Raw genomic sequence first — 17,101 nt, forward strand, 5'->3', positions numbered from 1 at the left:
ATGAAAAAATACATGTCCTTAGTGCTTTTTGCACATAGTATATTTGCTCTTCCATTTGCCATCATAGGTTTCTTTTTAGCGATCAATACTACCGATTATCAATTTGAATGGAAGTTGTTTTTATTGATGTTGGTATGTATGGTGACTGCAAGAAATGCTGCTATGGCTTTCAATCGATATTTAGATAGAGATATTGACGCATTAAATCCTCGAACTGCGGTAAGGGATATTCCTGCTGGTAAAATCTCCGCAAATCAAGCTCTAGTATTTACCATTATCAATTGTATAGTATTTATAGTAGCTTGTTACTTCATAAACTTTTTGTGCTTCCTCCTTTCTCCAATCGCTTTATTTGTTATTTTATTCTATTCTTACATGAAAAGAATATCTCCTTTATGTCATATTGTATTGGGGGTTGGATTGGGATTGGCACCCGTAGGAGCTTACTTAGCGGTGACCGGACATTTTAATATAGTCCCAATCTTTTATGGTTTAGCTGTCCTTACATGGGTGAGTGGATTTGACATCATATATGCTTTGCAAGATGAAGAATTTGATAAGGCAAATGGCTTAAACTCGATACCTGCAAATTTTGGAGGAAAGGCAGCATTAAGGATTTCTGAAATACTTCATGTACTGTCATTTATCTTTATTTTACTGCCAGTATTATATATGCCTGTTGGAATATTATACTATATAGGCGTTGCATTCTATGCAGCATTATTAATATACCAACATCGAATAGTGAGTTTAAATGATTTAAGTAGGGTAGACCGCGCATTTATGACTACAAATGGTATTGCTTCTGTAGTTTTTGCAGTGTTTTATTTACTGGATATTTGGATAAAATGAGCGTATACCCAAGTCACATTTTTAATAATCGTAATAAAAAAGAATTTGCATTCCATTTTGAAATCGTTTTCTTTGCATGAAATCATACAGTATAAATGGCAAAAAATTTATTGATAGTTGAGTCTCCAGCAAAGGCCAAAACAATAGAAGGATATTTAGGAAAAGATTTTTTGGTAAAATCTAGTTATGGTCACATCCGCGATTTGGTGAAAACCGATGATGCGATTGACACTGACGATAACTTCAAACAGAAGTATGAAGTTCCTTCAGATAAAAAAGCTTTAGTAAGTGAGTTGAAGAAGCTAGCTAAATCTGCAGAGACAGTTTGGTTAGCATCCGATGAAGACCGAGAAGGAGAAGCAATTTCTTGGCACTTATATGAAACTTTAGGGCTGAAAGACGATAAAACCAAACGTATTGTTTTTCATGAGATCACTAAACCCGCCATTTTAAAAGCAATTGAATCACCACGTAAAATAGATTTTAACCTTGTTAATGCTCAACAAGCTCGTAGAGTATTAGATAGATTGGTCGGCTTTGAACTTTCTCCGGTACTCTGGAAAAAAGTCAAACCTTCTTTATCTGCTGGCCGTGTTCAGTCTGTAGCGGTTAGATTAATTGTTGAGCGCGAAAGGGACATTAATAAGTTTAATGCTGAGGCAGCATTTAAAGTTGTTGCTATTTTCAATACTGGAAACCAAAAAGATAGATTTAAAGCAGAACTTCCAAACAGGTTTCCGACTGTTGAGGAAGCTAGTCAGTTTTTAAATGATTGTGCTAATGCTGTATTTAATATTAAGAGTTTAGAAACTAAACCGTCAAAACGTTCTCCTTCGGCTCCTTTTACAACATCTACATTACAACAGGAGGCAAGTAGAAAACTTGGATTTTCTGTGGCTCGAACAATGCAAGTAGCTCAACGACTTTATGAAGCTGGGCGTATTACTTATATGCGTACAGATTCAGTAAACCTTTCCGATACCGCATTACAGGGAGCAAAATCTGAAATCATAAACGCGTATGGCGATAAATACCATAAATTAAGACAATTTCGTACCAAAAGTGCCGGTGCACAGGAAGCTCACGAAGCAATCCGTCCAACATACTTCAATGATCATACAATTGAAGGTGATAACTCCGAGAAAAGATTGTATGAATTAATTTGGAAGCGTTCAATTGCATCTCAAATGACTGAAGCAGAATTTGAAAAAACTACTGCTAAAATCAATATTTCTACCAGATCAGAAGACTTGGTTGCTTCAGGCGAAATCATGAAATTTGATGGGTTTTTAAAAGTTTATTTTGAATCTTCTGATGATGATAATGATGATATAGATCTTGACAATTCTGATAATTCAATCCTTCCTCCTCTGAGTAATGGCCAAAATCTTAATCTTGAGACCATGAATGCGACGGAAAGATTCTCAAGACCTCCAGCAAGGTTTACGGAAGCTTCCTTGGTTAAAAAACTTGAGGAATTAGGAATTGGTAGACCATCAACGTATGCTCCAACTATTTCTACGATCCAAAATCGTGGCTATGTTGTAAAAGAAGATAGAGACGGAAAGGAAAGATCATTCAAGGTCTTAACATTAACAGATGGTAAAATCTCAGAAGTCACAAAAACTGAAATTACCGGAGCTGAACGTAATAAAATGTTTCCAACTGATATTGGTGTTCTGGTTAATGATTTCTTAGTTCAGCATTTTAAAGGAATTGTTGATTACCATTTTACTGCGAAAGTTGAAAAAGAATTTGATGAGATTGCTCAAGGTTTTAAAGAGTGGACTCATATGTTGTCTAATTTCTACGGACCATTCCATTCAGAAGTCCAAAATACCTTAGATAATGCTGATCGTGCAACGCATGAAAGGGAACTGGGAATTGACCCTGTAAGTGGAAAACCTATTTCTGTTAGAGTAGGAAGATTCGGCCCATTAGTCCAAATCGGTTCTGCAGATGATGAAGAAAAACCAGCATTTGCCTCTTTGAGGAAAGGGCAGATGATCGAAACAATTACTTTAGAAGAAGCACTGGAATTATTTAAGCTACCTAAAAAAGTTGGTGAATTTGAGGATAAAGAAATGACCGTTGCTATTGGTCGTTTTGGACCATATATTAGACATAACAGTAGCTTTTATTCCTTACCAAAAGGATTAGATCCTTTAGACGTCGAAGAAGAACAAGCAATTGAGATCATCAAAGAAAAACGCCAAAAAGATAAGGATAAGGTAATAAAAGTTTTTGAAGAAAATCCTGATGCTAAAATTGAAAACGGTAGATGGGGACCATTCGTGCGTTTTGGTAAACAAAACTTGAAAATTCCAAAAGGTACAGAAGTAGAGAAAATTACCTATGCTGATGTGTTGAAATGGGCCGAAGAAGATCCAAAAGCCGCAGGTTCAAAAAAAGCAAAGACTACTAAAGCAACAAAAACAACTAAAACAACAAAAGCGAAGAAGAAATAGTTAATATGAAAAAGGACCTCCCTTTAAATATTGTTGAAGATATATCTATTGCTGTTGTATTGGAAACAGAATCACCGACCTCTAAAGTTTGGAATGTATATCTGATTAATGAAAAAAAATCTGCTATTCAGAATGTTCTGGTTTCTTCTAAAGGATATGGATTGAAAGATGGGAGAGAGGTGAAAACCACTACATTAAGACATTTCATTGGTGATATGGAGGCTAATAGTTCTCAAAAAATCGAGGCAATTGATCCTCAGGTTTTTGGGTTAACCAATGAATATTGGTTAAGTTATTATGTTGAGGGTACTATATATGATAAAAAATATGTTTTTTTACCTGAAAGTATCGTTGATGAAAATCTAATAAAAATTCCATTAGTAAATAAACCAGGTGTAATGATTGGGGGCACCAATTAAGGCTATGAAAAATTTTGTTATCGCGATTGACGGATTCTCTTCTTGTGGTAAAAGTACGGTTGCTAAGGCTCTAGCTAAAGAATTGAATTTTGTGTTTATTGATAGTGGTGCAATGTATAGAGCAGTTACTCTTTATATTCAACAGAACAAGGTTAATATTGAAAATGAGCAAGAGGTTTTGGATGCTTTAGATAATATACATATTGATTTTGTTCCTAACCCTGAAAAAGTACAAATTCTCCTAAACGGCGAGGACGTATCGGATGCTATCAGAACTATGGAGGTTTCTGAATATGTAAGTGAAGTAAGTGCTCTAAAACCAGTTCGTAAAGCAATGGTTCACCAACAACAAAACCTTGGCAAAAAAAGAAATATTGTGATGGATGGGAGAGATATTGGAACTACAGTCTTTCCAAATGCTGACCTCAAAATTTTTATGACGGCTAGTCCTCAAGTTCGTGCAGAACGCAGATTCGCTGAGCTTGGTGCAAAAGGTGAAGTGTTGACAATGGAGGAAGTAAAAGAAAACTTATCCCACAGAGACCATATAGATAGTACGAGAGAAGAAAGTCCACTAAGACAAGCTGAAGATGCAATTGTATTGGATAATTCCGAATTGAATCAAGAAGAGCAATTACAATTTGTAATAAACTTAGTGAAGGAAAAAATAGATCTTAACTAAAATTAGATAAAGAAAAAAGGCCTCAAATTGAGGCCTTTTATTATTTCATATTATCAATCTCTTGTTGTTGTTTCAATTGATCGATATTATTTTTACTTCCAAATTCATCTGTCTTTTCTTGGAAGGAATTTAGGATCTCCAGAATAGCTTCAGAGTTATCAGCAGTACGTGAATAGATTTCAGGAATTTTGGATTCAATTGTTTTGTCACCTAATTCAATATTATCTACTTCAACTTTTGCTATTTTTTCTAAAACAGCCTGCTGGCTATTTCTAATGTCCTCTAATTCTCTGGATATTTTCTCCATTAATTCGAATTTCTTTAATTTATCCATAAATATTCTTCATTTAGTTTATAATATATAAACGTTAAACAGATGGAATTGTTGTGAATTATTTTTAAGACATTGAAATCCAGCGGTATATAATTACTAAATTGTCCTTCCTGGATATTCTTGTAATGCCTTATCAAGACAGATTAAAGCTTTTTTAAGATCATCTTGGTTTAATACATACGCTAATCTTACCTCATTGGAACCTGCCCCTGGAGTAGAGTAGAAGCCTGTAGCTGGTGCCATCATGACTGTCTCATTATTATACGAGAACTTTTCTAACATCCATTGACAGAATTTATCAGCATTGTCTATAGGCAATTTTGCAATTACATAAAATGCTCCTCCTGGATTTGGACAAAAAACACCATCAATATTATTTAATCCCTTTACTAAAGTATCTCTTCTTGCAGTATATTCTTTTGAAACTGCTTCAAAATAACTATCCGGAGTATCTACAGCAGCTTCTCCAGCAATCTGTCCTTCTAAAGACGGACTAAGTCTTGCCTGAGCAAATTTTAATGAGGTTTGGTAGAGTTCTTTATTTTTTGTTATAATACATCCAATACGAGCTCCACATGCAGAATAACGTTTTGAAACAGTATCAAATACGACAACGTTTTGTTCTAAACCTTCTAATTGCATCGGAGAAATAAATTCACGACCATCATAACAGAATTCCCTATAAGCCTCATCAGAAAATAGATATAAATCATGTTTTAAACACAATTCCTTTAGTGCTTCTAGTTCTTCCTTAGAATATAAATATCCTGTTGGGTTGTTAGGATTACAAATAGCAATAGCTTTCGTTTTTTCTGTTATCACTTTTTCAAAATCAGAAATCGATGGTAATGCAAATCCATTGTCAATTGTTGACATAATAGGTTTTACAATAATATCCGCAGAACATGCAAAACCATTATAGTTCGCATAGAATGGTTCTGGGATAATAACCTCTTCACCTGGATTCAAGCAGGCTTGCATAGCAATTGTTATTGCTTCTGATCCACCATTTGTTACTAATATATCATTAGGGGTGATGTTATAGTGAAGTTTATTATAGTATTCCGCTAGTTTTGTTCTGTATGATAGTGTTCCTTCAGAAGGTGTATATGCCCAAACTTTGAAATCAATGTTCTTCAAAGCATTCAACATGATTTCTGGTGTTTCAATATCAGGTTGACCTATGTTTAAATGATAGATTTTCTTTCCTTCTTTGTTAGCTTGATCAGCATAAGGAGTTAGCTTTCTAATAGGTGAGGCAGGCATATTATTGCCCTTTTGAGATATAGTTGGCATTATTAATAAATTATGTTTTTTAACTTTTCAAAAATACAAATAAAACACTGCTTGTCATAAAAAATAGAAAGCCGATCTCGAATGATCGGCTCTCAAATATCTGTTCTCAAAAATGTGAATTCTTGAATTCTGATTTATTCAACTATACCTTTAATGGTAAGTGTTTTAACAGGAGTCTTTGTGTTTGATTTCACGATAAATGATTTCGTGAAAGGTCCTTTTGCAGCAGCATTAAAGGTTACTTTAATAGTTCCTGCCTCACCTGGTTTAACAGGAGTCTTGGTAAACTCGGCTACAGAACATCCACAAGTCGGTTGCACATCTGAAATTATAATAGGTTCATCTCCTGAATTGCTGAATTTATATTCATGTGAAACCGGTTTATTCAATGCAATCTTTCCGAAATCGTGCGTTTCTTTATCAAATTTAAACTCTGCTGCCAACATTCCCATTGCAGTTAGACTAATAAATGCAATCACTACTGCACATATACTCGTAATTTTTTTCATTGTTTCAATTTTTTCGTTGCTTTACACAATCAAATCTAAGACCATTTTTATAAGAATACGATTCTTTATTAAAGTTTTAGAATAATTCCACAATAATTTTACAAATTGCTTTTTAAATGATTCCTTCTTTTAGAATATCTTGAAGATGAATTATTCCTGCATATTTCCCATCATCTGTCACCACCAATTGAGATATACTATTTTGACGCATGTGATGAAGAGCATTTGCTGCCAATTCATCCCGTTCGATAGTTTTTGGATTTATTGACATGATATCAGTTGCAATTAGGTTTGAAACATCAGTGTGCTTTTCTAACATCCTGCGGATGTCTCCATCAGTTATTATACCCAAAATTTGTTCTTTTTCTGTTACTACGGTTGCACCAAGCCTGAATTTGGTAATACTAATAAGTACTGTACGAACGTCTGAGGAAGAACTAACTGCTGGTAAACCATGATTGTCAGATAAATCCCCAACTTTCAGATAAAGCTGTTTCCCTAAAGCTCCACCAGGATGATATTTCGCAAAATCTTGATCTGTGAATTGCCTTTTGGTTTGTAAACATACCGCAATCGCATCTCCCATTGCTAATTGAACGGTAGTGCTTGTCGTAGGAGCAAGGTTATTTGGACAAGCTTCTCTTGTAATACTAGTGTCTAAAATATAATCGGCTTGTTCTGCTAAATATGAACTTCGGTTTCCAACCATGGCAACTAAAGTATTCCCTGTTTGTTTTAAAAACGGAACTAAAACTTTAATTTCTGGTGTGTTTCCACTTTTTGAAATACCTATTATTAAATCGTCCTTTTGAATAATTCCTAAATCACCATGGATAGCATCAGCAGCATGCATAAAAATAGCCGGGGTACCAGTAGAATTTAATGTGGCGACAATCTTTTGGGCAATGATAGCGCTCTTCCCAATACCTGTTAATATCACCCTTCCTTTTAATGTTAAAATCTCTTCAATAACCTTCACATAGTCCTCGTCAATTTTGTCAGAAAGAGCTAATACGTTAGCAGCTTCAAGCTCAAAAGTACTCTGCGCCAACGATTTGATATCTATATTGTTTTTCACGTAATATTTCCTTAATTTTATATATAAATATGATGTGTTCGCTACAAAAATACATTATTTAACACGTATTATTCATACCGTTATTACATCTATTTATTTTGCATAGTCAATGGAAATAGAAAAATCACTTTTCGATAATCTTCAAGATTTTTTTGGGTTCGATACTTTTAAAGGCGATCAAGAGGCTATTATTACAAATGTCCTGAATAAGAAAGACACTTTTGTCATTATGCCAACAGGTGGAGGAAAATCTATATGTTACCAGTTGCCAGCACTGATGAGCGAGGGAACAGCAATTGTAATTTCCCCATTAATAGCTTTAATGAAAAATCAGGTCGACCAAGTTCGTGCTTTTGGTGGTAGAGACAGCATCGCACATTTCTTAAATTCTTCCCTCACAAAAAATAATATTCAAAGAGTTAAACAAGATGTTCAAGATGGAAAAACAAAACTCCTCTACGTCGCTCCTGAATCACTCGCAAAAGAAGAAAATGTAAACTTCCTCAGAAGTATTACAGTTTCATTTGTTGCTGTGGATGAGGCTCATTGTATTTCAGAATGGGGACATGATTTCAGACCCGAATACCGAAAAATCAGACAAGTTATCAATGAAATTGGGGAAGATATCCCAATTATAGCCTTAACAGCAACTGCAACACCAAAGGTCCAATCAGACATTCGTAAGAATCTGCAAATGAATGATGCCACATTGTTTAAGTCATCTTTCAATAGAACTAATTTATATTACGAAGTTCGACCGAAAGAAGATGTTATAAAGCAAATTGTACGCTTTATAAAAATCAATACGGGAAAAGCAGGAATTGTATATTGTCTAAGCCGTAAAAAGGTGGAAGAAATAGCCGAAGTATTAAATATCAACGGAATAAAAGCCTTACCCTATCATGCTGGGTTGGATGCTAAAACTCGTGCCGAAACGCAAGATAAATTCTTGATGGAAGATATTGAGGTAATCGTTGCAACCATTGCATTTGGAATGGGGATAGACAAACCCGATGTCAGATATGTTATACATCACGATATTCCTAAATCTATGGAAGGGTACTACCAGGAAACTGGACGTGCTGGACGTGATGGTGGAGAGGGTTACTGCTTGGCTTTTTATTCTGAAAAAGATGTTGAAAAATTAACCAAGTTCATGAAAGATAAGCCAGTTTCTGAAAAAGAAATCGGTACTCAAATCCTCAAAGAAGTAATTGATTATTCTGAATCAGCGGTTTGTCGTAGAAAACAAATCCTTCATTATTTCGGAGAGAAGTTTGATGAAACAGGCTGTAATTCAATGTGTGATAATTGTAGGGCTCAAAAAACATATTTTGATGCTGAAGAACCGTTATTGACTGTTCTCAATTTCATAAAAGAACAAGGTGATAAATTTGATGACCAGTATATAATTAATGTTCTGATTGGGCAAAACAATCAACCCATATCAAAATATAAACATGATACTCATCCTCTGTTTGGCTCAGGTAAAGAACAGGGCGTAAATTTTTGGAATTCTTTAATCCGTCAAGCTGAACTAGCAGATTTTATCAAAAAAGATATAGACCACTACGGTTTACTTCAATTAACAGAAGGGGGCAAAAAGTATATCGTGAACCCTTATCCATTAAAGTTTATCTTAAATAAACCAATGGAAGTAACCAAAACTGTATCTACTGATGAAGCTTCAGGTCAATCTGGAGCTCTGGATGCTGAGCTATTAAAGATGCTCAAGGATCTAAGAAAAAAGATCGCAAAACAAAAATCACTACCTCCGTTTGTAATATTCCAAGATCCTTCTCTGGATGAAATGTGTACCCATTATCCTGTAACAATTGATGAATTGAAACAGATTCAAGGTGTAGGGTCTGGAAAAGCAATGAAGTTTGGGGCGCCTTTTGTAGAGTTGATCAAAAAGTATGTGGAAGACAATGATATCGATAGACCACAGGACTTAGTAATTAAAAGTACAGCCAATAAATCAGCACTTAAGGTATCAATAATCCAAAACATTGATCGTAAGATAAGCCTTGAGGACATTGCATCGTCCAAAGGGATTAGTTATGAGGATTTATTGAGAGAAGTTGAATCAATCGTAAATTCAGGAACTAAACTCAATATCGGCTATTTTGTTGATGAAATGATAGACCAAGATCGTCAAGATGAAGTTTATGATTATTTCAAAACAGCTGAAAATGATTCAATAGAGTCTGCTCTGGATGAATTAGGCGAGGAAGATTATTCCTTTGAAGATATCCAATTGATGCGTATAAAATTTATGTCGGAATTAGGTAATTAAATAATATGATTAATAAATATTTGCCAAATATTAAAAATGGCAGCTCATCTTCATTCTTTTTAATGGCTGGTCCATGTGCTATAGAAGGTGAGGAAATAGCAATGCGAATTGCTGAAAAAATTGTCACGATCACTGACAAATATAGTATCCCTTATATTTTCAAAGGATCTTACCGCAAAGCAAATCGATCTAAGGGAAATTCTTTTACTGGTATTGGTGATGAAAAAGCACTAAAGATTTTGGAAAAGATTGGAAAAACCTTTGGAGTTCCCACAGTAACTGATATTCATGAAAGTCAGGAAGCTGCAATGGCAGCTGCATACGTCGATGTGCTGCAAATCCCAGCATTCCTATGTAGACAGACTGATTTATTGAATGCTGCTGCGGAGACTGGCAAAGTCGTGAATATTAAAAAAGGACAGTTCCTTTCTGCTGAATCAATGAAATTTGCAGTCGAAAAAGTTCAAGATGCTGGTAATGAAAAAGTAATACTTACTGATAGAGGAAATACATTCGGATACCAAGATCTAATTGTAGACTATAGAGGCTTTCCAGTAATGAAATCCTTCAATGTGCCAACAGTGATGGACTGTACTCACTCTTTACAACAGCCAAACCAAAGCTCTGGTGTAACAGGAGGGAAGCCAGAATTGATCGAAACAATCGCTAAAGCTGCAATCGCTGTAGGTGCTGACGGACTATTTATTGAAACTCACCCCGATCCTGCAAATGCAAAATCCGATGGAGCAAATATGCTGCATCTTGATCTTTTGGATGGACTCTTGGAAAAATTAATGAAAATTAGACAAGCTGTTTTATAGTAGTCTTTAATCTTTAGACAATAGACATTAGACATAAGACATAAGACAGTATATAGTTTGATATATTTTTATTTCTTAGTAGTAAATATAAAGAAGAAGTAATCAGTTGAATGCTTCTTCCTTCAGCTCAAAAAAATAGAGGCATGGAATTATTCCATGCCTTTTTGTTCATAAAAAAAAATGGAAGGAATCAGATTACTGATTCCTTCCAAAATATATTTCATACTTAAACATAAAAAGTGTTTCAGACTATCTAGAGTCTAATGTCTTATGTCTATTGTCTACTGTCTAAGTTAAGCACTACTCAAAATACTCTTTGATTCTTTCAAAGAATGATTTTTCACTTTTCCCTGGTTGGGGTTTAAAGTTTGCCGAATTTTTCAATTTTTCAAGCAGTTCTTTTTCTTCTTTCGAAACTGTCTTTGGTGTCCAAACATTCACATAGACTAATTGATCGCCCTTATGATATGAATTAACCTCCGGAAGACCTTTACCTTTTAGGCGAAGAATTTTTCCACCTTGAGTACCTGGTTCGATTTTTATTTTTGCTTTGCCATCTATAGTAGGAATTTCAACACTTGTACCCAATGCCGCGTCAGCAAAATTTATATATAAATCATAAATAACATTGATTCCATCGCGTTTCAAAGTTTCATGAGGTACTTCTTCAACAAGGATGATTAAATCTCCAGGAATACCGCCTCTAGGCGCAGCATTTCCTTTGCCACTCATAGAAAGCTGCATGCCTTCACTTACACCTGCCGGAATATTGATCGAAATTGTTTCTTCTCCGCGTACTAATCCTTCACCTTTACATGAAGTACATTTCGCAGTAATTTCAACTCCTTCACCATTACATGTTGGACAAGTACTAGTTGTTTGCATTTGACCTAATATGGTATTGGTCACACGCCTTACAGATCCTGATCCGCCACAAGTATTACAGGTATGATAAGAGTTTTTGTCTTTTGCTCCTGTACCATCACAAGTATTACATTTTACCTGTTTGTTGACTTTAACTTTTTTCTCAACTCCTTTAGCAATCTCCTCCAATGTCAACTTAACCTTAATCCTAAGGTTTGTGCCCCTTTGTACTCTACGGCCACCGCGTGAACCACCAGCACCACCAAAGAAACTTTCAAAAGGATTGCCGCCACCGAATATATCGCCAAACTGACTGAAGATATCATCCATGTTCATGCCGCCACCACCGTAGCCAGATGCAGAATTACCCGCATGGCCAAACTGATCATAACGCCTTCTTTTCTCAGGATTGCTTAATACCTCATAGGCTTCAGCAGCTTCTTTAAATTTGTCCTCAGCCTCTTTGTCGCCTGGATTCTTATCCGGGTGATATTTTATAGCTAATTTACGATAAGATGTTTTGATCTCAGTAACTTCAGCAGTTCTGCTAACACCAAGAACATCATAATAATCTCTTTTTGACATCTTTTATATTTATTGACCTACTACTACTTTTGCAAATCTGATTACGCTGTCATTTAAAGTATATCCTTTTTCTATAACATCAATAACCTTGTCTTTTAAATCTGGGGTAGGTGCAGGTATTAAGGTAATGGCTTCTTCGAATTCAGGATCGAATGGTTGTCCAACAACATCAATCTCCCTAACTCCAAGTTGTTCCATTGTTTTTTTCAATTTGTGGTAAACCAAGTCTATTCCTTGCTTCATAGGATCATCCTCTGGAACATCTTTCATGAAACTCAAGGAACGGTCGAAATCGTCCACAACAGGTAATAATTTTAGGATTACATCTTTTCCAGCAGATTGCATTAAATCAATCTTTTCTTTTGCTGTTCTTTTCTTATAGTTGTCAAACTCAGCAACCAAACGAGCATATTTGTCGTTTGATTCATTTAGTTTATTTGTTAGTTCATCTGTCGCTGAAGTGCCTTGTTCTACATTCTCCTCCGAATTGTTCATTTCTGGGTCTTGAATATTCTCGTTCTCGTTTATCATCTCCTATAATATTGTTTGTGTAACCTTAACTTCGATAACATCAATTTTTTTGCCAACAAAAAAAATCCGACAGGCTGTCAGTGTTTGCGTAAAACACTAGCAATATTGTCGGATAGAATGTGCTATTGTCAGAATTAGATGCTGACATTGTCATGCAACGCACCATCAGCGGTTTTGAGGATGCGTGCAGGCATATTTCTAATAATTTGGTAATCGTGAGTAGCCATCAAAACAGCAGTGCCTGAAGCAGCAATATCACGTAATAATAAAACAATCTCCTCGGAAGTAGCAGGATCCAAATTCCCTGTCGGCTCATCCGCCAATATGATTTCAGGATTGTTCAATAAGGCCCTAGCAATAACAACACGTTGTTGCTCACCACCGGATAATTCATGAGGCATTTTCTTCAATTTTGAACGAAGACCTACTTTTTCCAAAACATCAATAATCCTATTCTCAATCTGAGCTTTTTCCCTCCAGCCAGTAGCTTTTAAAGCAAATTCTAAGTTCTTCTCAACAGTACGGTCATTCAATAAATGAAAATCTTGAAAGACAATACCAAGCTTGCGCCTTAGATATGGAACATCATTCTCGTGAAGTTTCTTTAAATCAAAACCAGCTATCATGCCTTCTCCTGTAGCAATATATAAATCACCATAAATGATTTTTAATAAACTACTCTTACCTGAACCCGATTGCCCTATTAAGTATAGGAACTCTCCTTGTGCGATATCAAGGTTCACGTCAGAAAGTACAAGATGTTTTTGTTGATAGATATCTACATGTTTAAGTTTGATAACTGTATTCGTTTCTCTCATGGTATTTATAAGTCGATTTTCTTAATTTGGCCGAAAGGTAACTCCTTAACTATATCCATAATATAGTCTGCTCTGTCACCCAAGCCGATTTTATCTAATGATTTGTCTGGCCTATCCACGCGGAAATATGCCAAAAGTGTAAATGAATCGTCCCGCAACTGAACATAATCCGGGATTTTTGCAACACCTTTAACTTTTATTACATACATAGTCAAACAAAATTATAATTTTTTACGAATTCATACTCATATAACGGCAATAAAAGCTAATTATTGGTTATTCAATAAAAATGATAAAGTGTTGATATTATCCGCATAATCATCTAAAGAAGGATGTTGGCTCGATCCCAATGGAAAAACAGGAACATCAACCTTGTTTAAATCCATTTCCGTAGTCACACATTGAATCTCATCTCGATGAGAATTAATATATTCTTCTACTTTTTCTATCGAATCATAATATTCAAAGTGTACAACAGCAAGGGGAGAGGCCAAGCTCTCATCTTCTTTTAAAAGTAAAAAACCATTGTCAAAATGCTTATTCCTATTAATTAAATAAATAGATTTATTGAAATCATAGTTATTGTTATATTTTGTATGGTCTTTTATGCCTTGAAAAGATTCGAAATTATCCAACAAGTTTGGAATATTGTAATCCAATGGAATAAATATTTTGGATACGGAACGACATCCTAAACCAAAATAGTCAAAAATATCATGCCCCAAATCCTTTAATTCTTCAGCAGTCTCATGTCCAGAAAGAACAGAGATTGAGTTTCGGTTTTTCCTGATTATATTTGGTTTCTTCCCGAAATAATATTCAAAATATCTGGCAGAGTTATTACTGCCAGTAGCTATGACTAAATCATAATGCTCCAATTTCTCTACAAATTGAACCCTTTCTTTAAATAGTGGTTCAATTTCAAATAAATGGTCTAAAATAAACTTCGTGAGACCAGCATCATCCGACGAAACTTTGATTTGAGCCTTAAAACCTGCTAACAAAACCGTCATAATATCATGAAACCCAACCAAAGGCAGGTTTCCTGCTAATACTAGACCTACAGATTTATCAATATTATGATTAGGGACCTCTCTTAACCAATTCTCAAGTTTATCGCCAGTCAAATTTGAAGAAATGGCATTGATCTGTTGCAATACATTATCTCTTGTAAACCAGGCATTTCTATGTACTATGTTTTCTAAAAATGGAGACTCTCTGAGTTCTTTAGATTTTAGGTATTCTCCTAATTTTACAAATGCTGATATTCTAGTTTCTCTTGTCAAAATCTTGCTATTTAGAATTATTCTGTAGTTTTTTTGCTGTATATTTGCCATATCAAAGTAAATAACTACTAATTTTGTATACTTTTATTTTACAGTGTATAGCATTAGTACTAACTTTGAAAGTGCAAAATTAGTTTATTATTTTATTGTAAGGACATAAATGGCAATTAAAATTACTGACGAGTGTATAAATTGTGGGGCATGTGAACCAGAATGCCCAAATAATGCAATCTATGATGCAGGGGTAAGTTGGAAATTTTCTGACGGTACCGCATTGGATGGTGTTATAGATTTTGGCGAAGGAGTGACTCTTGATGCAAATGAATCGCAACAAGCGATCTCCAATGAAGTATATTATATTGTTTCTGATAAATGTACAGAATGTGTGGGTTTTCACGATGAACCTCAATGTGCAGCTGTTTGCCCGGTAGACTGCTGTGTAGAAGATGAAGATGTGCGTGAATCTGAAGACGAATTATTAGCTAAAAAAGCTTGGTTACACGCTGAATAAATAATAAAAAATATTTTTATAGCCACCTGATCTTTCAGGTGGCTTTTTTTATGCTGTTTCATGAAATTTACTCAAAAAACATTTTTTTGAATTAATTTTCTTAATCCCAACATTTTAAGAAATAAAATTCTTTTCATAATGAGTCAAACAAAAGATACATTAGAGTAATTTATTTGGTTTGCAGCTCTATTTTTTTATTTTTGTTCGTCATAAAAAGTGAAAAAAGAAATAAATAACCCTAAATAATCTGCATGTCGAAGAAAAACACGGGATATATTTTGCTAATTACAATAGCAATAGCCTCAATATTAACTCTACTTTATGAATTTGACTTAGTTGCAATTCCTCCATCTGTAATGATGATTGTTCGCTGGATAACAGCTGCAGTCTTAATTCTAAATGCAATCGTTCGTAAAGGCTTAACAACCTGGATCTTGACCTGTATGGTTTTAGGTATTTTTGTTGGTCTAGATTTTCCTGATGTAGCCAAAGCGCTCCAACCTTTAAGCCAAGGTTTCATCAAATTAGTCAAAACAATCGTTGGACCAATCCTATTCTCAACATTAGTTTTCGGTATTGCTGGACATTCAGACCTAAAACAAGTAGGTCGAATGGCCTGGAAATCAATGCTCTATTTCTTTTGTGCTACAACTTGTGCCATTTTCATAGGACTAGGTGCGATTAACCTAACTCAAGCAGGAGTAGGTATTGATATTGAACATATGCCGCATGAAGAATTACCCAAAACTTCAGCCGTTTCTGAAACTGATAAATTGGCCCTTGAACACATCGATGAAAGTGCACATTGGTTATATAATTTCACAGCATTCTTTAGAGATACTTTCCCTGAAAACATTGTAAAATCAGTCTATGAAAACAAGGTACTTCAAATTGTCGTATTTGCTGTTATCTTCGGTATTGGACTAGCAATGGTGGACGAGAAAAAACGAAAACCCTTTGTGGATTTTACAGAATCCCTCTCTGAAGCGATGTTTAAGTTCACCAATCTGGTGATGTTATTTGCTCCAATTGGTGTCGGCGCAGCAATGGCATATACCGTCGGACACCTCGGCGTTGATATCCTGAAAAATCTATTTATGTTATTGGCAACATTATATCTAGCATTGATATTCTTCTTGGCTGGTGTATTATTGCCGGTGGCACTGTATTTAAAAGTTCCTGTAAAACAATTTATAAATGCAATTAAAGAACCGGTATCTATAGCATTTGCAACAACAAGCTCTGATGCAGCATTGCCTAAAGCAATGAGCGCAATGGAAAAATTCGGTGTGCCGCGGAAAATCGTATCTTTTGTTATTCCTACCGGATACAGCTTTAATCTCGATGGAACATCTTTATATCTTTCGTTAGCCTCAATATTTGTTGCGCAAGCAGCCGGAATTGATCTGTCATTCGGTCAACAATTAATGATTGCATTCACCCTTATGATTACTTCAAAAGGGGTAGCTGCTGTACCTAGAGCCTCATTGATTATTTTAATTGCAACCGCTGACCAGTTTGGACTCCCAGTTTTTGTTATCGCTGCTATTCTTGGTATTGATGAGCTGATGGATATGGCAAGAACATCAGTGAATGTGATTGGTAACTGTTTGGCAACTGTCGTGGTTGCAAAATGGGAAGGTGAATTTGATGAAGCAGCTCCGTTCAGGAAAGATTCTGATGAAGATGGTTTAGAAGAGATTGCTGAAGTGATCGAAGAAGGGCCTGAAGGCGAAACTAGAAGTTAG

Annotated in this window: 17 protein-coding genes; 8 read left to right on the forward strand and 9 right to left on the reverse strand. The window is 35.2% G+C overall.

Translation table 11 applies throughout. From position 1 onward, the window contains the following. The 4 genes from CRT24_RS08840 to cmk all read left to right on the forward strand — a co-directional run bounded on the left by CRT24_RS08840 (position 1) and on the right by cmk (position 4,421). On the forward strand, positions 1-852 hold the full coding sequence (locus tag CRT24_RS08840; protein WP_099370884.1) for a UbiA-like polyprenyltransferase: 852 nt from the start codon (positions 1-3) through the stop codon (positions 850-852). A gap of 95 nt (positions 853-947) precedes the next feature. After that, positions 948-3,320 (forward strand): type I DNA topoisomerase, encoded by a 2,373-nt coding sequence (gene topA / locus CRT24_RS08845; RefSeq protein WP_099370885.1) that lies wholly within the window; start codon positions 948-950, stop codon positions 3,318-3,320. A 5-nt stretch (positions 3,321-3,325) separates the two neighbouring features. Beyond that, on the forward strand, positions 3,326-3,739 hold the full coding sequence (locus CRT24_RS08850) for a hypothetical protein (RefSeq protein WP_099370886.1): 414 nt from the start codon (positions 3,326-3,328) through the stop codon (positions 3,737-3,739). A 4-nt stretch (positions 3,740-3,743) separates the two neighbouring features. Continuing rightward, positions 3,744-4,421, forward strand: a complete 678-nt coding sequence (cmk, locus tag CRT24_RS08855) for a (d)CMP kinase (RefSeq protein ID WP_099370887.1) — start codon at positions 3,744-3,746, stop codon at positions 4,419-4,421. A 40-nt stretch (positions 4,422-4,461) separates the two neighbouring features. On the opposite strand, the gene CRT24_RS08860 is transcribed toward cmk, so the two are convergent. The 4 genes from CRT24_RS08860 to CRT24_RS08875 all read right to left on the reverse strand — a co-directional run bounded on the left by CRT24_RS08860 (position 4,462) and on the right by CRT24_RS08875 (position 7,638). Next, positions 4,462-4,755: a hypothetical protein gene (locus tag CRT24_RS08860; RefSeq protein WP_099370888.1), complete on the reverse strand. Its 294-nt coding sequence runs from the start codon at positions 4,753-4,755 to the stop codon at positions 4,462-4,464. Between the two features lie 96 nt (positions 4,756-4,851). Next, positions 4,852-6,051: a pyridoxal phosphate-dependent aminotransferase gene (locus CRT24_RS08865; RefSeq protein ID WP_099370889.1), complete on the reverse strand. Its 1,200-nt coding sequence runs from the start codon at positions 6,049-6,051 to the stop codon at positions 4,852-4,854. Positions 6,052-6,185: 134 nt separating this feature from the next. Next, a complete protein-coding gene (locus CRT24_RS08870; protein ID WP_099370890.1) occupies positions 6,186-6,560 on the reverse strand; it encodes a DUF1573 domain-containing protein in 375 nt (124 codons plus the stop codon). Positions 6,561-6,672: 112 nt separating this feature from the next. After that, complete coding sequence (locus CRT24_RS08875) at positions 6,673-7,638, reverse strand: SIS domain-containing protein (RefSeq protein ID WP_099370891.1); 966 nt, start codon at positions 7,636-7,638, stop codon at positions 6,673-6,675. 109 nt (positions 7,639-7,747) lie between these two features. Here CRT24_RS08875 and recQ point away from each other — a divergent pair, with 109 nt between their 5' ends. Both recQ and kdsA read left to right on the forward strand, forming a co-directional pair. Next, positions 7,748-9,937 (forward strand): DNA helicase RecQ, encoded by a 2,190-nt coding sequence (gene recQ / locus CRT24_RS08880; RefSeq protein WP_099370892.1) that lies wholly within the window; start codon positions 7,748-7,750, stop codon positions 9,935-9,937. Between the two features lie 5 nt (positions 9,938-9,942). After that, entirely contained in the window at positions 9,943-10,758 is an 816-nt protein-coding gene (kdsA, locus tag CRT24_RS08885) for a 3-deoxy-8-phosphooctulonate synthase (protein WP_099370893.1), read from the forward strand. 300 nt (positions 10,759-11,058) lie between these two features. Here the strand turns inward: kdsA and dnaJ are convergent, their stop codons facing one another. The 5 genes from dnaJ to CRT24_RS08910 all read right to left on the reverse strand — a co-directional run bounded on the left by dnaJ (position 11,059) and on the right by CRT24_RS08910 (position 14,893). Next, the gene (dnaJ, locus tag CRT24_RS08890) at positions 11,059-12,207 is read right to left on the reverse strand and encodes a molecular chaperone DnaJ (RefSeq protein ID WP_099370894.1); all 1,149 of its coding nucleotides are present in this window, start codon (positions 12,205-12,207) and stop codon (positions 11,059-11,061) included. A 9-nt stretch (positions 12,208-12,216) separates the two neighbouring features. Continuing rightward, positions 12,217-12,738: a nucleotide exchange factor GrpE gene (locus CRT24_RS08895; RefSeq protein WP_099370895.1), complete on the reverse strand. Its 522-nt coding sequence runs from the start codon at positions 12,736-12,738 to the stop codon at positions 12,217-12,219. Between the two features lie 134 nt (positions 12,739-12,872). Beyond that, on the reverse strand, positions 12,873-13,556 hold the full coding sequence (locus tag CRT24_RS08900) for a cell division ATP-binding protein FtsE (protein ID WP_099370896.1): 684 nt from the start codon (positions 13,554-13,556) through the stop codon (positions 12,873-12,875). 5 nt (positions 13,557-13,561) lie between these two features. Beyond that, the gene (locus tag CRT24_RS08905) at positions 13,562-13,765 is read right to left on the reverse strand and encodes a fructose-6-phosphate aldolase (RefSeq protein ID WP_099370897.1); all 204 of its coding nucleotides are present in this window, start codon (positions 13,763-13,765) and stop codon (positions 13,562-13,564) included. Between the two features lie 60 nt (positions 13,766-13,825). Beyond that, a complete protein-coding gene (locus CRT24_RS08910; protein WP_257214005.1) occupies positions 13,826-14,893 on the reverse strand; it encodes an acyl-CoA reductase in 1,068 nt (355 codons plus the stop codon). Between the two features lie 109 nt (positions 14,894-15,002). On the opposite strand from CRT24_RS08910, the gene CRT24_RS08915 reads away from it, so the two are divergent. Together CRT24_RS08915 and CRT24_RS08920 are read left to right on the forward strand one after the other, a co-directional pair. Beyond that, positions 15,003-15,353 (forward strand): 4Fe-4S dicluster domain-containing protein, encoded by a 351-nt coding sequence (locus tag CRT24_RS08915; protein WP_099370898.1) that lies wholly within the window; start codon positions 15,003-15,005, stop codon positions 15,351-15,353. Positions 15,354-15,604: 251 nt separating this feature from the next. Continuing rightward, the gene (locus CRT24_RS08920; RefSeq protein WP_099370899.1) at positions 15,605-17,101 is read left to right on the forward strand and encodes a dicarboxylate/amino acid:cation symporter; all 1,497 of its coding nucleotides are present in this window, start codon (positions 15,605-15,607) and stop codon (positions 17,099-17,101) included.

Source organism: Sphingobacterium sp. 1.A.5 (assembly GCF_002734235.1).
Taxonomy (GTDB): Bacteria; Bacteroidota; Bacteroidia; order Sphingobacteriales; family Sphingobacteriaceae; genus Sphingobacterium; species Sphingobacterium daejeonense.

Coding starts and splice junctions, on each gene's coding strand:
- CRT24_RS08895 (WP_099370895.1), bottom strand. CDS start 12,738: ATGATAAACGAGAACGAGAATATTCAAGACCCAGAAATGAACAATTCG.
- topA (WP_099370885.1), top strand. CDS start 948: ATGGCAAAAAATTTATTGATAGTTGAGTCTCCAGCAAAGGCCAAAACA.
- cmk (WP_099370887.1), top strand. CDS start 3,744: ATGAAAAATTTTGTTATCGCGATTGACGGATTCTCTTCTTGTGGTAAA.
- dnaJ (WP_099370894.1), bottom strand. CDS start 12,207: ATGTCAAAAAGAGATTATTATGATGTTCTTGGTGTTAGCAGAACTGCT.
- CRT24_RS08870 (WP_099370890.1), bottom strand. CDS start 6,560: ATGAAAAAAATTACGAGTATATGTGCAGTAGTGATTGCATTTATTAGT.
- CRT24_RS08900 (WP_099370896.1), bottom strand. CDS start 13,556: ATGAGAGAAACGAATACAGTTATCAAACTTAAACATGTAGATATCTAT.
- CRT24_RS08860 (WP_099370888.1), bottom strand. CDS start 4,755: ATGGATAAATTAAAGAAATTCGAATTAATGGAGAAAATATCCAGAGAA.
- CRT24_RS08840 (WP_099370884.1), top strand. CDS start 1: ATGAAAAAATACATGTCCTTAGTGCTTTTTGCACATAGTATATTTGCT.
- CRT24_RS08850 (WP_099370886.1), top strand. CDS start 3,326: ATGAAAAAGGACCTCCCTTTAAATATTGTTGAAGATATATCTATTGCT.
- CRT24_RS08905 (WP_099370897.1), bottom strand. CDS start 13,765: ATGTATGTAATAAAAGTTAAAGGTGTTGCAAAAATCCCGGATTATGTT.
- CRT24_RS08915 (WP_099370898.1), top strand. CDS start 15,003: ATGGCAATTAAAATTACTGACGAGTGTATAAATTGTGGGGCATGTGAA.
- CRT24_RS08910 (WP_257214005.1), bottom strand. CDS start 14,893: ATGGCAAATATACAGCAAAAAAACTACAGAATAATTCTAAATAGCAAG.
- kdsA (WP_099370893.1), top strand. CDS start 9,943: ATGATTAATAAATATTTGCCAAATATTAAAAATGGCAGCTCATCTTCA.
- CRT24_RS08865 (WP_099370889.1), bottom strand. CDS start 6,051: ATGCCAACTATATCTCAAAAGGGCAATAATATGCCTGCCTCACCTATT.
- CRT24_RS08920 (WP_099370899.1), top strand. CDS start 15,605: ATGTCGAAGAAAAACACGGGATATATTTTGCTAATTACAATAGCAATA.
- recQ (WP_099370892.1), top strand. CDS start 7,748: ATGGAAATAGAAAAATCACTTTTCGATAATCTTCAAGATTTTTTTGGG.